The sequence below is a fragment of the Cytobacillus dafuensis genome, from assembly GCF_007995155.1.
Taxonomy (GTDB): Bacteria; Bacillota; Bacilli; order Bacillales; family Cytobacillaceae; genus Cytobacillus; species Cytobacillus dafuensis.
Genome location: NZ_CP042593.1, coordinates 1241780 through 1261354 on the forward strand (window position 1 = coordinate 1241780; position 19575 = coordinate 1261354).

The 19575-nt window shown below is 38.9% G+C and carries 9 protein-coding genes, 1 pseudogene and 1 riboswitch; of the genes and pseudogenes, 6 read left to right on the forward strand and 4 right to left on the reverse strand.

Features of this window, described 5'->3' with window-relative positions; genetic code table 11:
- Positions 1-45 precede the first annotated feature (45 nt).
- Positions 46-1512, forward strand: coding sequence for a WD40/YVTN/BNR-like repeat-containing protein (locus FSZ17_RS06045; RefSeq protein ID WP_057775173.1), 1467 nt, complete (start codon positions 46-48; stop codon positions 1510-1512).
- Between the two features lie 566 nt (positions 1513-2078).
- A riboswitch (cyclic di-GMP riboswitch) is annotated at positions 2079-2170 on the forward strand.
- Between the two features lie 83 nt (positions 2171-2253).
- Complete coding sequence (locus tag FSZ17_RS23300) at positions 2254-6867, forward strand: OmpL47-type beta-barrel domain-containing protein (RefSeq protein ID WP_185150670.1); 4614 nt, start codon at positions 2254-2256, stop codon at positions 6865-6867.
- Positions 6868-7141: 274 nt separating this feature from the next.
- On the opposite strand, the gene FSZ17_RS06055 is transcribed toward FSZ17_RS23300, so the two are convergent.
- From FSZ17_RS06055 to rpsI, 4 genes and pseudogenes are all read right to left on the reverse strand, one after another.
- Positions 7142-8392 (reverse strand): exo-beta-N-acetylmuramidase NamZ family protein, encoded by a 1251-nt coding sequence (locus FSZ17_RS06055; RefSeq protein ID WP_057775163.1) that lies wholly within the window; start codon positions 8390-8392, stop codon positions 7142-7144.
- A 340-nt stretch (positions 8393-8732) separates the two neighbouring features.
- Positions 8733-10805, reverse strand: a complete 2073-nt coding sequence (nagZ, locus tag FSZ17_RS06060) for a beta-N-acetylhexosaminidase (RefSeq protein ID WP_057775160.1) — start codon at positions 10803-10805, stop codon at positions 8733-8735.
- Between the two features lie 219 nt (positions 10806-11024).
- Entirely contained in the window at positions 11025-12710 is a 1686-nt protein-coding gene (locus tag FSZ17_RS06065; RefSeq protein WP_057775158.1) for a serine hydrolase domain-containing protein, read from the reverse strand.
- 323 nt (positions 12711-13033) lie between these two features.
- Positions 13034-13093 (reverse strand): annotated as a pseudogene (gene rpsI, locus FSZ17_RS24085) (30S ribosomal protein S9); the annotation flags it as partial.
- 644 nt (positions 13094-13737) lie between these two features.
- On the opposite strand from rpsI, the gene FSZ17_RS06070 reads away from it, so the two are divergent.
- The 4 genes from FSZ17_RS06070 (at position 13738) to FSZ17_RS06080 (ending at position 19509) form a co-directional block, all read left to right on the forward strand.
- Positions 13738-15174, forward strand: a complete 1437-nt coding sequence (locus FSZ17_RS06070; RefSeq protein WP_057775155.1) for an alkaline phosphatase PhoX — start codon at positions 13738-13740, stop codon at positions 15172-15174.
- 261 nt (positions 15175-15435) lie between these two features.
- Positions 15436-15561, forward strand: coding sequence for a hypothetical protein (locus tag FSZ17_RS23890; protein ID WP_267128898.1), 126 nt, complete (start codon positions 15436-15438; stop codon positions 15559-15561).
- A gap of 100 nt (positions 15562-15661) precedes the next feature.
- Positions 15662-15922, forward strand: a complete 261-nt coding sequence (locus FSZ17_RS06075; protein WP_057775154.1) for a hypothetical protein — start codon at positions 15662-15664, stop codon at positions 15920-15922.
- Positions 15923-16071: 149 nt separating this feature from the next.
- The gene (locus FSZ17_RS06080) at positions 16072-19509 is read left to right on the forward strand and encodes a GH92 family glycosyl hydrolase (RefSeq protein WP_057775151.1); all 3438 of its coding nucleotides are present in this window, start codon (positions 16072-16074) and stop codon (positions 19507-19509) included.
- The last annotated feature ends 66 nt before the right edge of the window (positions 19510-19575 follow it).

Genomic DNA, 19575 nt, shown 5'->3' on the forward strand with positions numbered 1-19575 from the left:
GTTCGTAAAACAGGAGTAAACTTAATAATGAATGATTGATTAGGGGTGATTTTCATATTTAGGAAAAACACAAAAAGGATACTTAGAACATTATTAACAAATCCAATATTAATTATTGGATACTGGATTTTTTGCTTTGAGTTAGCTTCATTATGTATGTATGGAAGAATTAATAATAATATTTATTTTTTATTATTATGTATCGTACTTTTAATATCTATCATTGTATTTACTACAATTAGAATTATAAAAGATAGAGAATATGACTCTAAAAAATCAAATACATGGCAATATATTTCTATAATAATTATGGTGGCAATAACATTATTTTATGGAGTAGAGATTTATAAAAGTGCAACAAATTATGGTGGCAAACTTGCGTGGACTATAGAAAGAATAAAAAATGAAAGATCAGTTAAATTTGAACATAATAATATATATGAATATGGAGTAGAAGGTATATTTGAAGATATAAATAAGGAATATACTTTGCCAAAGAAATTATATATGGCAAGTGATTTTAAGCTTACATTTAATTCAGATGGAACAATCACATCTTTTGATACATTTGTTTATGGGAAAAATGAGGATGGGAAAGAGGAAACTTACTTAATATCTTATGATGTAAATAAATCACAGGATATTACTGTATGGCTAAATGGATATGCAGGTGCCGATTATGATGAGGATAAACTATTAGAACCTCTAATTAAAACGGTTAACGCTATTCCAGTTCAGCAAACCGTTAGTAAGTGGAAGGAAAGTAAATATGGATTAGTTTATTATGGAAAACGAAATTGGGGATATAACACAGAGGGAATTATTAATATTAATGAGGAAGGTAAGGAGCATCATCTTGAAGAAGAAAGTTCTGAAATAATTGGGTATACGGTATCTATATTTGTCCCTGGAAAAGAGAAAGAGATCATACCAGCTAGATATCACTTAATAGGTGACCCAAGTTGGAGTAAACCAAAGACTACGCCAAATCAAGATAGTTCTAAAGAGAAGCAACAAGAGTTAACGAATAACAATGAACAGTTTTTCTTATCAAAAGAAGTTGGTTATAGACTAAATTTTGTAGACAAAGCATTAGGAAGTAGTTTTTATTCACTAAGCATGACTGTTGATGGGGGTGAAAATTGGGAAGTTATAAATGAGGATCCATTCAATGGAACAATTGGTGGGCCATCAGGAATAACTTTTATTAATAATCAACTTGGATTTTTAGGAGCAACCAGACCTTCTGGTACTGAGGGCGAGTTATATCGTACAGATGATGGGGGAATATCATTTACAAAGGTAAATTATACACCCCGTGAAGTAAAATTAGATAGTGGACAGTCTATAAGTCCTTTCGATTCTCCAGGTATGCCTTATGAGAAAGATGGAGTTTTTAATATGTTAGTCGGGCAAGGAGCAGACGGAGATTACAATGGTAATAGTAGTGCACTTTATCGATCAAAAGATAATGGAGAAACATGGGAATATTTAAAAGAAGTTAAAAAGTAGTTAGTATTAAATAAATAATTATATATTGAAAAACCTCCGTTGCAGGTTTAACGGTGAACCGCATCATAAGTACGTGAGGTTTTCTAATATGACCACATAATAATTAGAGCGAGAATTTAGCTGAGATGAGAAGTAAGGGATAACTTCTCTTTTTTGTTTGCATTTGAGCTTTGTATCTCTACCTAATTTAATTTTAAATCGTATCAGGTAGATCGCCTGAGGACGTAAACAAATTTATCGCAGATTAACTGGCAGTAAGACCCCCACTTCAAGGTTACGAGAGAATCAAAGAAACCTAAGTGGGGGATGAAAGCCGACTAAGAATGCCGAGTCCTGTGGCAACGTCGGCACTAGCACGTCCTGTGCGTCGAAAAACCCCCACTGATGGAAGTTTCACTTTATTCAATGAAAATATTTTTTTCGGATTTCTATCTTCTAGCTAGTCTTAACATTAAATTATTTTTAATTACAGCCGATATTTTATATAGATTGTATTTATAATGAGGTGATGTTAAATAGGCTATGGAATGGTAAATAGGTTGGAATTGCAAATAATTATAGGCGAAAAGTGAAAAAGGCAAATCATAGGAAACTATGGGACGCAAAGCCATGGGCCTGAACTACATTAATTAAATGTAGATGGCAGCCGGTTACCACAAGAAGTCATAGCAAATGTTTCTATGAACCTTCTTTGGGTTCTTTTTTATTTGCTTTTTTTTACACGAAAGGTAGGTATATTGTATGATTAAAAAATTATTTAGTATTAAGACTTTTTTAGTAGTAATGATACTTATGTATCAATTTAATTTTCTATTTGGAGAATTAAAGGTATCCGCAAACACTAATATTTTACCTCCTAGTAACCTAACTTTCCAATCGATAACACCAGATGATGGAAAACTGACATGGAGTGCAGTATACGGAGCAACTGGATATAATGTTTATGAAATTAAAGATGGACAACTTATTCTGTTAGGAAAAACTAACACAATAAGTTACAGCTTAAACGATCTTCCAGAAGGATCATACAGATATGTTGTTTCAACTTTAACTAGTGAAGGAGAATCTGGTCCTTCTGCTCCGGTAAATGCAGAAATTGTTTACCCTAATATGCTGGCGCCGGCCACATTAAGCTCAGTTATCCGAAATGGTAACGATATCGTTCTTAGTTGGGGCTCATCTCAATATGCTCAAAAGTATAATATTTATCAAATTTCAGAATCAGGGGAAAGAACACTTTTAACATCAACTACAGCAACAACTTATACTATCGCAAAAGCAGAAGAAGGTCTACATACTTACTCCGTCTCTGCTTATAATGCTCTTTACGGAGAATCTCCTGATGCTGAACCTATCAAGGTAGAAGTGGGCTATCCAGAGATGAAGCAGCCTTCAAATCTTTCCTTTACAATTACAAATGGCACAGATGTGAATATAAAATGGCAAGGTGCAGATTATGCAACTAGCTATAAGATTTATCAAGATATTGATGGAAAGCTTGAATTACAAAAAACTGTGACTGGGACAAGTGTGACATTCAGTAATCAACCGGCAGGAGACTATACGTATAAGGTTTATTCTTATAGTGATCGTTTTGGAGAGTCTACAGAAGGCAGCCAAATTTCCTTAACGGTAGGTTCAATTGTTATGACAGCACCAAACAACGTAACTTATAAAATTCAAAATACAAATGATGTAGTGTTGACTTGGGGGACTGTTCCATATGCGGATAGTTATAAAGTTTATGAATTAAATAATGGAGAAAAAACTTTAAAAAGTACAGTGAAAGGAACAACAATTACATATTCAACTCTTAAAGGCGGTGAACATGAATATATCGTTCATTCCTATAGTGATCGCTTTGGAGAGTCTGAAGCAGGAACTAAAGTTTCCTTCAGTATTGATACTGTCGAGGTTTATCCTCCTAAAGAGCTTTCTTATAAAATTCAAAATGGTAATGATATTGTCTTAAGTTGGAGTAGTGCAGAGAATGCTACTAATTATAAAGTCTATCAAATCATTGATGGACAAAAAATCTTGAAAAATACTGTGACAGGAACATCTATAACTTTTACGAATATGTCATCAGGAAGTTATCAATTTGAAGTTCGTACGAATAGTACTCGTTTTGGAGAATCAGAAGATGGAGCTCAAGTTTCTTTTACTCTTGATCAAATCAATATGAGTGCACCGAAAAATGTGAAATACGAGATTAAGAATGGAAATGATATTACCCTTAGCTGGGATGCTGCGGAGAATGCAACACACTATAGAATCTATCAAGTAATTGATGGCAAAAAAGTGTTAAAAACAACAGTATCTAATCTTACTGTTCCATTTAGTAATTTGCCAGAAGGGGATATTGCTTACGAAATTTATTCTTATAATAGTCGTTTTGGAGAATCAAATGAGGGAACAAGTATTAAGATTTCGGTCGTTTATCCGAAAATGCTTCCTCCAGAAAATGTTAATCAAACTACTATAAATGCAACGTCTTTCACTTTAAAATGGGATTCTGCTGAATATGCAACAAATTACAAGGTATACCAGATTGTAGATGGACAAAAAATCTTGAAAAATAATGTAACCGGTACAAGTATTTCTTATAGCAATATGCAGACAGGTTCTTATAAATATGAAGTTTACTCCTATTCTACTCGTTTTGGAGAGTCAGAGGAAGGTACTTCTATAGACATCGTTGTAAATGGTCAGGATTTACCAGCACCTGAAAATGTATCTTATAGTATTTCCAATGGGAATGATCTTACATTGAAATGGAATGCTGTTCAATATGCAACAAGCTATAACATTTATCAAATAGTTAACGGAGAAGCAACATTAAAGCGTACAGTTACTAGTACGAATACAACCTTGGTAAATTTCCCAGCAGGAGAGTTCAACTTTGTAATTAAAGCTAATTCATTAATCTTTGGTGAGTCTTCTATTGGAGCGGAATTGAAGGGGAATATGGAATTCCCTATTATGGAGAGGCCGAAAAATTTAACTTATAGCGTTACAAATGGAAATGATATAACTTTAAAATGGAGCACAGTGCCTTATGCTACATCTTATAAGATCTATCAAATTATTGATGGAGAAAAGGTTTTTAAAAGAACTGTGACTAGTATATCAGCTGCATTTGCGAATATGCCAGAAGGTGATTATGAGTATGTCGTACATTCCTACAGTGATCGCTTTGGTGAATCTCTAGAAGGAAGTGCGCTGGAATTTAAACTGGCTTCAAAGATTATGGAGGCACCAAGTAATTTTACAAAAACGATCGCAAATGGAAATGATATCGTTTTAAGGTGGAATGCATCTACTTATGCACAAGAGTACAGAGTGTATGAGGTTGTCGAAGGAGAGAAAGTATTAAAAAGAAAAGTACCAGGAACGACAACTACATTTACAAATATGCCAGAAGGTGATTATGAGTATGTCGTGTATTCTTACAGTGACCGCTTTGGTGAATCTCCAGAGGGAAGTAGTACACAGGAATTTAATCTAACTTGGCCAATCATGCAGGCTCCAGATAATTTTACAAAAACGATTACAAATGGAAATGATATTGTCTTAAGATGGAATGCATCTACTTATGCACAGGAGTACAGAGTGTATGAGGTTGTCGAAGGAGAGAAAGTATTAAAAAGAAAAGTACCAGGAACGACAACTACATTTACAAATATGCCAGAAGGTGATTATGAATATGTCGTATATTCCTACAGTGATCGCTTTGGTGAATCTCCGGTGGGAAGTACGCAGGAATTTAATTTAACTTGGCCAATTGTAGGGGCTCCAACTTTAACTGGAAGCGTCTTTAATGCTAATAATATTACCCTTTCTTGGAAAACCGTACCATGGGCAAATGAATACAGAGTTTATAAAGTGAATGGGGAAAATAAAGAATTAATTTATAAGGGCACTGCGTTAAACTATAAAGTTTATAATTTGACAGAGGATGTTCATTCATTTGAAGTAACGGCATATAGTAACCGTTTTGGTGAGTCGGTTCCATCCGAAAGTTTTGATCAAAAGATCGTATATCCTATTATGGAATCGCCAAATGCTTCTCTGAAGTTATTAAATGGAACAAGTGCACGAATTTCATGGGATTTTGTTACGTATGCAAATAATTATAATATCTATGAAATTATTGAAGGAAAACCAGTTCTTTTAGTCAAAGGCGTGAATAATTTATCATATGATATCCACAATCTTTCATATGCAGATCATGAATATTATGTGACATCGTACAGTAACTCATTTGGAGAGTCTAAACCATCACAGATTGTTATTGCTAAATTAATAGTTGATACTGAGGCACCAGAAACAAAAATCAATGCTCCAACAGAATGGGTTAATCAAAATCAGTTCATTACGCTAGAAGCAATAGATAATGAAGTAGGAGTAGAAAAAACGTATTACTCAATTAATGGATCTGAGTATGTAGAAGGCAATTCTTTCACAGTAGAGAAAGAAGGAGTTAACAAGATTTCTTATTACTCAGTTGATAAAGTAGGTAATAAAGAAGAAGTGAAAACGGCAGAGGTGAAAATTGATAAAATTGCACCTAACACTTCATCTAATGCCCCAGAAACATGGGTAAAAGAAGATGTAACAGTAACTCTAAAGGCAGAAGATGAGTTAAGCGGAGTAGCAAAAACGTATTATTCTATTAATGGTTCAGAGTATGTAGAAGGAAGTTCCTTTATAGTAAAGAAAGAAGGAATCACAAAAATTTCTTATTATTCAGTTGATGCAGCAGGCAATAAAGAAGAAGTAAAAACATTAGAAGTAAAAATTGATAAAACTGCTCCAACTGTTTCTCTTGCACTAGAAGAAGAATATAAGCTTGGTGCGACTTTTACATTGGACTATTATGCTGAAGACCATCTGTCAGGAATAATGACAGAAGAAGTTACATTAAATGGTAAAGAATATAAAAAAGGTGATCAAATTACATTAGATCAACCAGGTGAGTATAATCTTCGTATTAAAGTGACAGATGCTGTTGGACTGTCAACTGTGGTAGAAAAGACATTTGCTATCTACATCCCAATTACTCTTGAAGTATTGCCAAAAGTAATGAACGGAAATAAAGGAATCTTTACTGTGAAAGCAACTTTACCAAAAGAGTATCAATCTTTCTCATTTGATATTTCTTCTGTAAGGTTAAATGGAGTATCGCCTGTATTAGATAATAATGGTCTACAAAAGCAGGCTGAAAAAGGGCATTTCAAATTTAACCGTGAAGAATTTGTTTGGAAGCCAAGTGAAGTAAATCTTGAACTCCGTGGATATTTAGATAATAAATTTTTAGTAGTTGGTAAGACTACGGTGGAAGTTAAAAAATAATCTAAATGGAAAAGAACTTCTCAAATTGAGATGTTCTTTTTCTTATTTTAAGTATTATACAAATTTATGTCTTTAGATTTGAAATCTAGCAATGCCAAAAAAAGAAATCAATCTTTTCCACAATCGTAATCCAATATATTTATATCGTTGAATTATTCAGCAAAAACCGCCTATTATTTCCCTGGAAATACAAACTTCGACTAGATTTCTGATTTTTCTACTTTAATCTCGTACTAAAAAGGTGCCTCCTGAAAAGAAGGCCCCTTCACACCTATTAATATAATAAATACTTCTCACGAACCTCGTTAAATTGATCTAAACCAGCCTGCCATGATGCTTTCATTTCTTCAACACTTTTGCCAGCTTCAATATCAGCACGGATGGAGCCATTGCCGACAAGGTTATCAAAGAAGGAGATTCCTGCTGCACTCGGTGCTCTAAATTGGAATTCGTTTGGATACATATCATGGATTGTTTTTACGATATACAAACCTGTTTCAAACGGCTTATAGGAGTTTCGGTTCGTAACATGAATTTGAATTCCATGGCTTAACACATTCGCATGCTTTGAGAAGGTCGGTATAAACGAAGCCGCTCGGAAGGTGACACCAGGTAATTTGTACGAGTTTAACTTTGCAGCTAAGTTGTCGCTATTGATGAACGGTGCTCCAATCAATTCAAATGGTTTTGTTGTTCCTCGTCCCTCGGAAACATTGGTTCCTTCAATGAGGGCAGCCCCTGGGTAGACAACCGCAGTTTCTAATGTTGGCATGTTTGGTGACGGAAGGACCCATTCTAATGGCGTTTCATCGTAATACATGTTCCGCTTCCAGCCTTCCATTTCCACAACTGTTAAATCGGCACCAATTTCAAATTCGCTATTGAAAAGCTTGGCTAGTTCCCCAACTGTCATCCCGTGGCGGACAGGAATCGGATATTCTCCGATGAACGAAGAGTACTTATCCTCGAGCACAGGTCCTTCGACTTTTGTCCCACTGATTGGATTCGGACGGTCTAGAACAATAATTGGAATATTGTTCTCTTTTGCTGCTTCCATCGCTAGTGCCATGGTGTAAATATAGGTGTAAAATCGTGCCCCCACATCTTGGATATCAAATAACAATACATCGACATTGCTTAGCATTTCAGGTGTAGGCTTTTTTGTCTTTCCATATAGGCTGTAAACAGGAAGTCCTGTTTTTTCGTCCGTATATTGTTCAACATATTGACCCGCTTGTGCACTTCCACGAACACCGTGCTCAGGCCCGTAAAGAGCAGTCAGGTTCACTTTGGGGTTGTTGAAGAGTAAGTCTACGATACTCGCAACGTTCTGATCAACTCCGGTTGGATTGGTGATCAAACCTACGCGTTTATCTTTAATCAAATCAATTTGATCCTGTAACAAAACCTCTATGCCCAAACGGAACTTTTTATTGTTTTTCTCTTTATCGTTCTTGGCCATCGTCGCAGAAACGGTAGACAGTAGTAGAACAAGAACCAATAAACCAGTTAACAACTTTTTCAAAAGTACCCCTCCTCACCTTTATCGCAGATTAACGGGCTGTAAGACCCCCACTTCAAGAAGTTGAGTTAAGAATAAATTTCTAAGTGGGGGATCAACAGCCCGTATGATGAACACAGACTAAAAGCGCCACATCGTGTGGCAACGTCTGCGTGCCCCACTTCGTGTGGGCCGCAACTAACCATCAGTGGGGGATAAGCAGACTAAGAACGCGACGTCCTGTCGCAACGTCTGCACTAGCACATCCTGTGCGTCGAAAAACCCCCACTGATGGAAGTTTCACTTTATCTATCCAGCTTAGGGAAAATAGCAGAACTCTCAGAGTTAAAACTAAATTCCCTACTTAGTATCCTAAACCGTGGTCAAAACCGTATAAAACACTACCATCATGGTTGTAAATCGTGACTGGAAGTTTTCCAGTTGGATTGTTTTTACCAAAAATGGTGTTTGCTGCTGCTTCAAAGCTAGCTGGTCTGAATCCATATTGAACGAGATAGGCATCCACATCTGTATAGGACATAATGTCATACGGATTTCTAGCCCCCACTGCAATTACAGGAATACCTGTACCAATAAGCTGGTTGGTCATTAACATTTGACTGCCGCTTGGCATTCTAGCTGAAACACTAGATGTATAGGTGCTCACAATGATGGATTTTGCGCCCCGTACTTGTGCCATCTGTGAGTCAGTAAGTGTAGTCGATGTATTAATATAGGTAACGTTCTCATGGTGCTTTTTGACCTCATCTGCGAGGAGATTAGCGGACAAGCTTGAGCCACCCACCACCACAATCTTATCCTCTTTTGCTACATTAAGTGGCAGTACAGTGTTATTTTTTACAAGCGTAATGGATTTAGCTGCAGCTTCTTTTTCTATTGCTTTATGATCTGCTGAGCCTACCACCTGTATCGCATTTGCTACCTTCTCATCAAGGCTCTGCTCTACTTCTGCCATAACGATGCCGCGATTTAATTTCAAGGTTAAAATCCGCTCTACTGACTGCTCAATTCTTTCGATTGAGATATCGCCAGATTTCACTGAATCATAGATTCCATTGGCTACTTCTACTATTCCAACAGGCATTAACAGAACGTCCGCTCCGGCTTTAACTGCACGAATCGCTGCATCAACAGAACCAAAATGATCTGCAATTGCACCCATATTCATGGCATCAGTTACGATAACACCTTTAAAGCCCATTTCTTCGCGCATTAGACCCGTTAATATCTTGTGTGAAAGCGTACCTGGTACAGAGACTTCTGTTCCGTCCTTTTTAGAAATTGCTTTTGTATCATCAATTTTCGGGAACGTCACGTGTGCTGACATAATCGCATCAATACCAGAATCCATTGCCTGCTGGAATGGATATAGTTCTACTTTCTTCAATCGATCAAGATCATGTGGTACCGCTGGAAGTCCTACATGGGAATCAACCGCAGTATCTCCATGACCTGGAAAATGCTTAGCGGTTGCCGCAGTGCCCGTTTCATGGAGCCCTTTAATATAGGCATTTCCTAGATTAGCCACTAACTCAGGATCCTCACCAAATGATCGAACACCTATCACCGGATTATCAGGATTATTGTTTACATCCAACACTGGTCCAAAATTCATGTTAATCCCAAGTGCGTTTAGCTCTTCACCAATTGTCCTGCCGACTTTTTCAGCTAGCTCTTCAGATCTAGTCGCACCTAACGCCATATTCCCTGGCATATCGGTACCAGTTTGCAGACGTGTAACAATTCCGCCTTCCTGGTCAATCGAAATTATTAGGCCGTACTTTTCCGCAGCTTCTTGATAGGCACTAACGAGCTTAGTTGTTTGAGCAGCTGTCACCGTATTTTCGCGGAATAAAATCACACCACCAAGATGATAATCCTTAACAAGCTGGGCAATTTCCGCATTCATTTCTGTTACATTTTTGCCATTCCAATTTCTAAAATCAGGCATCAGCATTTGCCCGACCTTTTCTTCCATCGTCATATGCTCGATGGCTTTGCCGATAAGGTCATAGCGAGTGCCTTTTTCTTTTTCAATAAGGATTTTGTCTTGATTTCCCTTGAATTGAATCGAAATTCTATCGCTATTGCTGCTATCGCTGACAGAGATAAACGTTGTACCATTGTGACCAGATAAAGTTACTTCTCCATCTTTAGATACAGAGGCAACATTTTTATTAGATGACTTCCATTTTATATTCTTAGACGCCAGCATAAAGTGGCCATCCTCATAAACATGCAGAGCGTTTAAATCAAGCTTGTTATCTTTAACTTCCCTTGTGACCTGGGGAACATTGAGGTCAATCACTAAATCCTCAATTTCCGAAGCAGCGGTTGCCCCAGCAATTGGAATCCCTGTTAACACTAGTACAAATGCCAAAAACGAGGTGAAAAATGTCTTTAAATATTTTCGCATGTTTCTCCTCCTCTAGTATTTCACACGTTAAGAAAGTATAAATTGCCAGCGCAGAAGATGATCCGACGTAGTTGCCAATTTTAGGAATTAAGTACGACGGACAGGATGTCCTAGTCGGGCGAATGCCACAGGACGTGGCTTGTATGAGCGCGATAAGTGCAACTACGCCTCTGTCTTCGCCTTTCCAAGGCTCGCCAATCGGCGAGTTTTCTTTATGATTTAATAGTCTCTTAATACCCATTCATTTTTTGAAAAAGAAAGATCATCTCCAGAATCCAGTTTTGGATTCTGGATATACCAGCCGCGGGAATTTGTTGAACTATCGGTTCCATAGACAAACCGTAATTTCGTCGCATCACTAGGTATAGCCAATTCTTTCTTTTCCCAGCCATTGCTTGTGCCTGTAAATAGTGCAAGCTGGTGCCAACTGCCATCTCTAAAAATCTCTACGGTTCCGGAATCCCATACATTCTCAATCATATGCCATGTTGAGAATGTAAGTTTGGCATCCTTAGATAATTGAAGGTCAGTTTCCATTACTCGATTTAGCTTGTCGCCATACCCTGCAAACCAAGCATCACTCTTACCAGGAATCGAGACAGGAATCGAATCAGCTACATTTCTAGCAAATAAGCGACGGGTTTGATTCATGGACCCCATATTTCTAGACGGATGGACACGGTTGGTCAGTAAAATCGCTACTGTTTTATTGTTTGGGCTTACTACAATTGAAGTTCCAGTATACCCTGTATGGCCAAAAGAGAATGTACCTTCTGATAAAGCATCCATATACCAGCCCTGCCCTAGCTCCCAGCCAAGTCCATGGTCATTCCCAGGGAATGCAGTATTCTGGTTTTGTAGCAGCAATTGTACTGTTTCCGGCTTCAGGATTCTTTTACCGCCATACTTGCCTTCATTAATAAAAATATGTGCAAGCTTAGCCAGGTCATTTGCGGTCGAGAACACACCGGCATGTCCAGCAACCCCATCCAATGACCATGCGTTCTCATCATGAACTTCTCCCCACACGAGACCACGATTTGGTGTGGCCTGGTATTCAGTTGCCGCAATGCGGTGTTTCAAAGAAGCTGGTGGATTGTACATTGTATCCATCATCCCTAAAGGTTCTGTGATATGCTCCCGAACGAATTCATCCTGGCGCTGTCCGGACAGGTGCTCAATTAACATTCCTAATGTAATCATATTTAAATCACTGTATTCGTAAGTCGTACCGGGTGCATTTTTCAACGGTTGGTTTAATACCAACTTCAGCCGATCTTCTCTTGAATTACCTTTTGAATATAAAGGAATCCAAGCAGTGAACCCAGAAGTGTGGGTTAACAACTGGCGAATGGTCACGTTATTCTTACCATTGGTAGCGAATTCTGGAATATGTTTTGCCACCGGATCATCGAGATTGAATAATCCTTTTTCAAAAAGTACCATCACGGCCGTAGCAGTGAATATCTTACTGATAGATGCTAAGTCAAAAATCGTGTCGTTTTCCATAGGAATTGGATTTTCCATTTCGATAAACTTATCATCGGTGTATTGAGCTGAATAGCCATAAGCGTCATGTTTTACAATTTTCCCAGCTCTTGCTACAAATGTGACAGCGCCTGGCATTAATTTTTGTGAAATTGCTTGGTTCATAATTTGATCGATTTGCTGGAGTGGAGCTTCCACCATCCCGGCTCCTCGTGCAGAGCTTGGGTGAAGAACGCTCGAAACAGGGATGACAGTCGAATTCCATGTAAAGACAGGGTGTGGTTTCTTAGAGGGGAATGTGAGTTTTTCTTCCTTTTCAATCGTTGGATCATTAGGGTGGTCATTGTTGGCAAATACTGTTGATGTGCCTAGTAGCATAGTGCAAACTGCAGTAATCATAAATGTATTTCTTTTCATATACCCTCCTTTATATAATTGACAAAATTGTAGGCGGATCTCCCAGATGTATACCAAGATTCTGGTAACGCTTACAGTAAAAGCATATAGGTAATGGTGTACAGTAGTCTATACAACATAAGTCTCATAACAGTCGTTTCTACATGTCAAAAGGATTACACCATTGGTATTATTTTTTGAAATTTCTGATAAGTAGAGCGGAATTATATTTCAGTAATTAGCAGAATGGAGTTAATTCTCTAAAAGATATGGACCATAGCAATATTTAAACACTTCAAAGACCCCCAACCAAAATAGTTGAGAGCCTTTGGAGTGTTTGAAAATTAACGCTTTGAGAATTGAGGAGCACGACGCGCACCCTTAAGACCGTATTTCTTACGCTCTTATGAAATAGGGCCTGAAATAGTGCCTGTAACCACTCGGATTTCGTCGAAAAACTTGGTTAATTCGACACTTTTCGAGGAGTGACAGGCACTGTTCTAAAGGTCCGATTGTGTTGAAAAGGATGAAAAACACGACAATAAAAGGTAAGTTGTTGAAAGTATATGAAGCTAAAAAGAAGTAAAACGAAACAGAAAACTTCATTTAGATTAATTACGGTGAACCGTACCATAAGTAAATGAGGTTTATAAACCATTTTTATTCAATAAACGATGAGTACGAGTGGATTATAGGAGTTGCTGTAGAAGCAGCTACCTATAATCCACTCTATTTATGTTTGTCTGAAGGATGGAGAATGAGTTTTCAATTTATGGTTTAGATAATGGAAATGTATTAAAAGGAGATAAAGTTGGGTGTGGGAGAAAGTACTCATTGGGATCATGTAATGTTACTATCTAGACCTTCACATAAGACGATTGAACATTAGGACACAAAATTTTGAAATCCGTTTATTCGGTCTTTCTGAAGTATTTTTACAATTCTTTAAATTTATTTACCTAACTATTAAAAAAAAACAATTAATTCTTAAAGTTCCCCAGTTAATCTACCAATGATAGAAAAATATAGATAGGGAGGAATATTTATTATGGAAAATCAAACATCTAAAAATGGCTTGAACAGAAGAGATTTCTTAAAAGCGGGAGGAATGAGCACACTTGCTCTTACCCTAGGATCAACTGGAGTATTAGCACTTGGCTCCAAAGTATTGGCGGATACAACTAATAATCCAACCAGCGGCTTTGGCGGATATGGTCCATTAGTTCCGGATCCAAATGGCATTATTGATCTTCCAGAAGGCTTTCATTACAAAATTATTTCTAAAGAAGGCGGTCTAATGACTGATGGGCGAAAAATTCCTGGAGCCTTTGATGGAATGGCAGCTTTTGAAGGTCCTAACAATACGACCATCCTTGTTCGTAATCATGAATTGGGGGGAGGCACAGCATTTGGAAGCAATCCTTATGATGTTGCTGCTCAAGGTGGTACAACGGCTGTAGTTGTAGGTCCAAATCGCGAAGTTATCGAAGAATATGTCACCTCTTCAGGTACAATCCGAAATTGTGCTGGTGGAGCGACTCCTTGGGGCACTTGGCTGACTTGTGAAGAAACACGTTCTGCGACACATGGATATGTGTTTGAAGTGGATCCAACACAGCCAGAGAACGACATGTCTAGAACTCCAATCAAGGATATGGGGCGCTTCTCACACGAAGCCTGTGCAATTGACCCAGCGACAGGATATGTGTACTTAACAGAGGATTCAAGCCCAAGTTACCTTTACCGTTTTATCCCAAATGACTTAAGCCAAAAACCGGGCGCGTTACAAAAAGGCGGTAAGCTTTATGCGGCGGCGATTGAAGCAGTAACTGATCCATCAGCAAGCACATTTAAAACAGGACAAAAATTTCAGATTGTTTGGAAGGAACTAGATCCTCATCTCTGCCGTGAGGATGCCGCTAAACATAATTGCATTAAGTTCAGTAGACTAGAGGGAGCGTTCTTCCAGGCGGGTGTCTTCTGGTTCGATGATACCTCTGCCGGAGAAAAAAATCTTGGGCGTATTTACCGCTATTTCCCAGCAACCAATACCTTGGAGCTTTTCTATGAGGGAACGGATGCACATGACATGGAATATCCAGATAATATCTGCATGACTCCTTGGGGCGACCTTTGGTATGCAGAAGATGGTTCAGGACAAGATCGACTTATGGGAATTACTCCAGAAGGAAAAGTCTATCCTTTTGCCGCCAATCGTCAAAGTGGATCTGAATTGGCAGGACCTGTCTTCTCGGCTGATGGAAACACGCTTTTTGTCAATATTCAAACCCCAGGTCAAACCTTTGCCATTTGGGGACCGTTCCAACGCAGAAACTCTGCACGCGCAAGGGAAATGTCCTATGCTGTTCCTTCGAAGCATTTTGCACCGCAAGTTTCGGACAAACTGGCTCAAGTTGCCGAGAGTCAAGGGATGTCCATTCTAGAAGCTGCAGCATTTGAGCGCCACGGAGTAAAGATGATTTAATCTGTTTTACAGGATTCATCTATAAAAAGGTGTAAGTCGGCTATACGTCGCACTGAAGTATGAGCAGCCACGTATAGCCGATTTACGCGGGGATCCGGATGACGGAAAACAGCTTAACGATTGATACATACAGATCCGGAGAAGCTGCAGCTTTTGCCACTTACACTATTATCCAGAAATGATAGCAAACCTAATGCGGTTGAAGATTTAGTGGCTAACTAAAATGGTAATTGAGATATTGCACTTTCTTGGAGAAAGCCAATGGAATTCGACGATAAGGACCTTACACGCGGCTTCCGAATTATTGAGAAAAACGGTCGCTTAAGGTCAAATTGGAGTGTCTATGTTCCAGTAGAAGCAGAGAAGAACAACTTCAATATACTGTGAAGAATGTCAAAGCAGGTCAAGCCTAGATTTTGTAGTCCAAGCGGTTGATGAGCGCGACAATTCAACTCCTAGCTTCGTAAACACAGAGTCTATTAAACCTATGGCACCAACCAATCCTACGGTTGACGATGGATTTAATACATATGGCTGGACGGATGTCCCTAGATATTCGGAACCAATAGATTATGAAGACAGTGTCAACAATGGGCAGACATGGAAGCAAGTAACGGCCAATCCACAGCCTGTAGGGGAAGGCGAAATCCGAGCTGGTGCAGTGCAGGCTCGGGTAAAATCCAATGTCAATGATGATCAATGCAATCCCTATTCATTAAAGCACGATGGAAGTCACTCAGTATCTTAATATAAGAGGATCTTAATACAAGGTTAAAGTATTTGTGTTCCAACAGTGACATTCCTGTCCATTTAGCAGAACACTCGTGCTTAAGTAAAAGATAGAACTATAGGTGAATAAAAGATTCATAATTAATGAAATTGGGAGGACAGATTAAAATGGGAAAAAAGCTTTTATCCATGTTTATGATCGTATTGATTCTATTGACTATGATGGAACCATTATCGTCGGACTCCGTTATGGCGGTATCCGAATCCCATCCGCAGGAATCAAAGACCACGAATGTGGCTTTGAATGCGAAGGCGACAGCCAGCGGTCAATGTAATGAATATGAAAACCCTAGTTTTGCCGTGGATGGCAGAACCGATACGAAGTGGTGTGACAATTCCGGTACTGCTCAGAAATGGCTAGAGTTGGATTTGGGCAAAGAATACAACATTAACCAATGGGTTGTACAAAATGCTTGTATTGGTGAATCAAAAAATTGTCCTTACTGGAATACCAATTCATTTCGTTTGCAGATGAGTGAAGACGGAAAGACATGGGAAGATATCGATGTTGTAAAGGATAACTATCAGACAATCGTTGACAGATATGTCCCTACGTTTAAAGCTCGTTATATTAGGCTCTATATAGATAAACCTTCCACTCAAGACTCAAACGCTAGGATTTACGAGTTAGAATTGTATGGCACAGATGTAGAACAAACGCCTGCTTATCCGGAGATTAACAAAGAACCTGTAGATTATGTCGATCCATTTATCAACACATTGGGCGATAATGGTCAGACGAATCCTGGTCCAACAACGCCTTTCGGTCTAGTGTCATTGGGACCGGATTCCGATGGTGGGGCATTTAGTGGATATTATTATCAAGATAAATATTTGAAAGGGTTTTCACACCTTCGATTCAGCGGTGTCGGCTGCAGCGGTGCAGGTGGAAATATCTTGATGAAGCCTGGGATCGGTTCGTTTACGAATGACAGCAAAAAGTATAAAGAGAAGTACGACAAAAACAGTGAGGAAGCATCACCTGGCTATTATAAAGTGAAACTTGAATCCGACATTGAAGTGGAACTGACTTCTTCGAAGCGTGTAGGATTCCATAAATATATGTTTCCTAAATCACAAGATGGGTATGTGCTAATTGATCTAGCAAACTCATATGCAGGGATGCTAGATGCTAGTCTTAAGGTTGAAAATAACAATGAAATATCAGGCTATATTAAGGGGCAAAATGTATGTGGTCATGGCTACTATAAAATGTATTATTCTATTCAATTTGATCAAGATTTCGACTCCTATCAGTCTTGGTCTGGCGATGCTGTCGGAGACGATGAGAGTCGCAGCGGCACAAAAATTGGGGTATTTGCAAAATTTGACACAAACAAAAATCAGGAGATAAAAGCAAAAGTTGGTCTTTCTCCAATTAGTGTAGAAGAGGCAAAATATGAAAGAGATCATGATATTCCGAATTGGAATTTTGACCAGCAACGAAAAAAGACGAGAAAAATTTGGAGTAATCTTCTAAACAAGGTAGAAATAACCGACAACGATGAGGAAAACAAGACGATTTTCTATACGCAGCTGTATCACTCCTTCCTTCATCCAAATAATGTAACAAGCTCAAAAGGCGAGTTCCGAGCGGCAAGGGATGAGAATACGATTCGTAAGACCTCAGAGTTTGGCAAGGACTTTGAATATTACTCAGGCTGGACGACATGGGATGATTTTAGGAAATACTCCTTGTATTCAATACTTGCTCCTCAGGAGTTTGATAATATTGTAAAATCTATGGTGGATGTATATAAGACTAGAGGCTCCTATGTCCAGTGGGGGGAAGGGTACTGGCCAAGTCCGACTGTACGGAATGAATTTAACGGTGCGGTAATCCTTGATGCTTATACAAAAGGATTTGATGATTTCGACGCGTATACGGCGCTTCAAGGGATGGCTGTCGATACAGATCATTATGCTCCTAATAAAGTATCCGGAGCACTAGAGAAAGCATACAGTGCTTATTACCCGATGAAGCTAGCTTCTCTTCTTGGAGACAAGCTAACCTATGTGAAATACCGGGAAATTGCGTTGTCTTATCAGGATCTCTGGAACCCAACACAGAAGGATGACCAACAAAATGTACGAGGATTTTTTACGCCGAATGCAGAAACAGTTGCAAGCGTTTCAAAGATCAATGAATTTGCTTATCAAGGAAATCTGTGGCATTACCGATGGTTCGTTCCGCATGATGTCCAAGGTCTGGCTAAACTAAGGGGGAGCTCTGGAAAATTAGCTGATGACCTAGAGTATTTCTTTGAAATTGATGAATATATGGCAATCAACGAACCGGATATTCAAGCGCCGTATATGTTTAATTATTTGGGCAAGCCTTATTTAACCCAGAAATATGTGAGAGAATACACGACAGAAGTAGTTACACAAAAGTACCATAACCATGGATTGTATGCTTTGCCGATCAAATCACGTGTATACCGTGCTGATCCAGAGGGGTATTTGCCTTCGATGGATGATGATGCCGGGGCAATGTCTTCCTGGTTCGTGTATAGCGCAATGGGGTTATTCCCTGGAAATCCCGGAGACCCTTACTATATGATCGGTTCGCCTATCTTCTCTGAAATGACATTGCATCTTGAGAAAGGGAAGTCATTTACGATTAAGGCAAACGATGTATCTAGTAAAAATCGCTATATTCAAGAGGCGAAGCTGAACGGGAAAAGCTTTGATCAGGCATGGATCAGCTACGAGGATATTATGAAAGGCGGAAAACTAGAATTCCAAATGGGCTCAACCCCGAACAAAGAATGGGGAGCTGACCCAAGTAAAACTCCTCCTGCTACGGATTTCACAAAAGAGGTCGTTGTAAAATTAAACAGCATCACTGCACCTGCTGACAAAACAGGGGGGGCAATCGGAACGGCGAAGACAGCGGACGCCCTAGGATTGCCAACGACAGTAGACTTGGTTACCGATTCAGGCAGCTTGAATGGGGTGGCCAAGGTGACATGGAATGTAGATGCTTCAGATTATGATCCTACGGTAAAGACTGTACAGACCTTTACTGTAAATGGATCTGTAACTTTGCCAAATGGGGTGGAAAATCCCAATAACGTGCCTTTGACAACAAGCATTAGAGTAACGGTTAATAAGATCCCTCAGTCTCAAATGACGGCAACGGCGACAAGTCAGGAAACGATTGGTGGAAATAATTCAGCATCCATGGCGATTGACGGAAATTCACAAACGATTTGGCATACAAAATGGGATAAATCTGATGTTCTCCCTCAATCGATCACCTTAAATCTTGGAGGAACTTACCCAATCGATAAGGTCGCGTATTTACCAAGGCCATCAGGCAGCAACGGAATTATTACAGGATATAACGTTTATGTAAGTACAGATGGAGTGACCTTTACTAAAGTTGCAAGCGGAACTTGGGCAAACGACAATGCGGAGAAAGTAGCAACTTTTGATCCGACAGATGCATCATATGTTAAGCTCGAAGCAACGGTAGGTGTAAACGGCTGGGCATCGGCCGCGGAGATTAGCGTCCTTGAAACAGTAAATGTAAAGAATTAGCTTCTAAAAAAGAATTTATTGTATTGAATTCTGAATTTGAAGATAAGATTGATGAGGATTAATAAC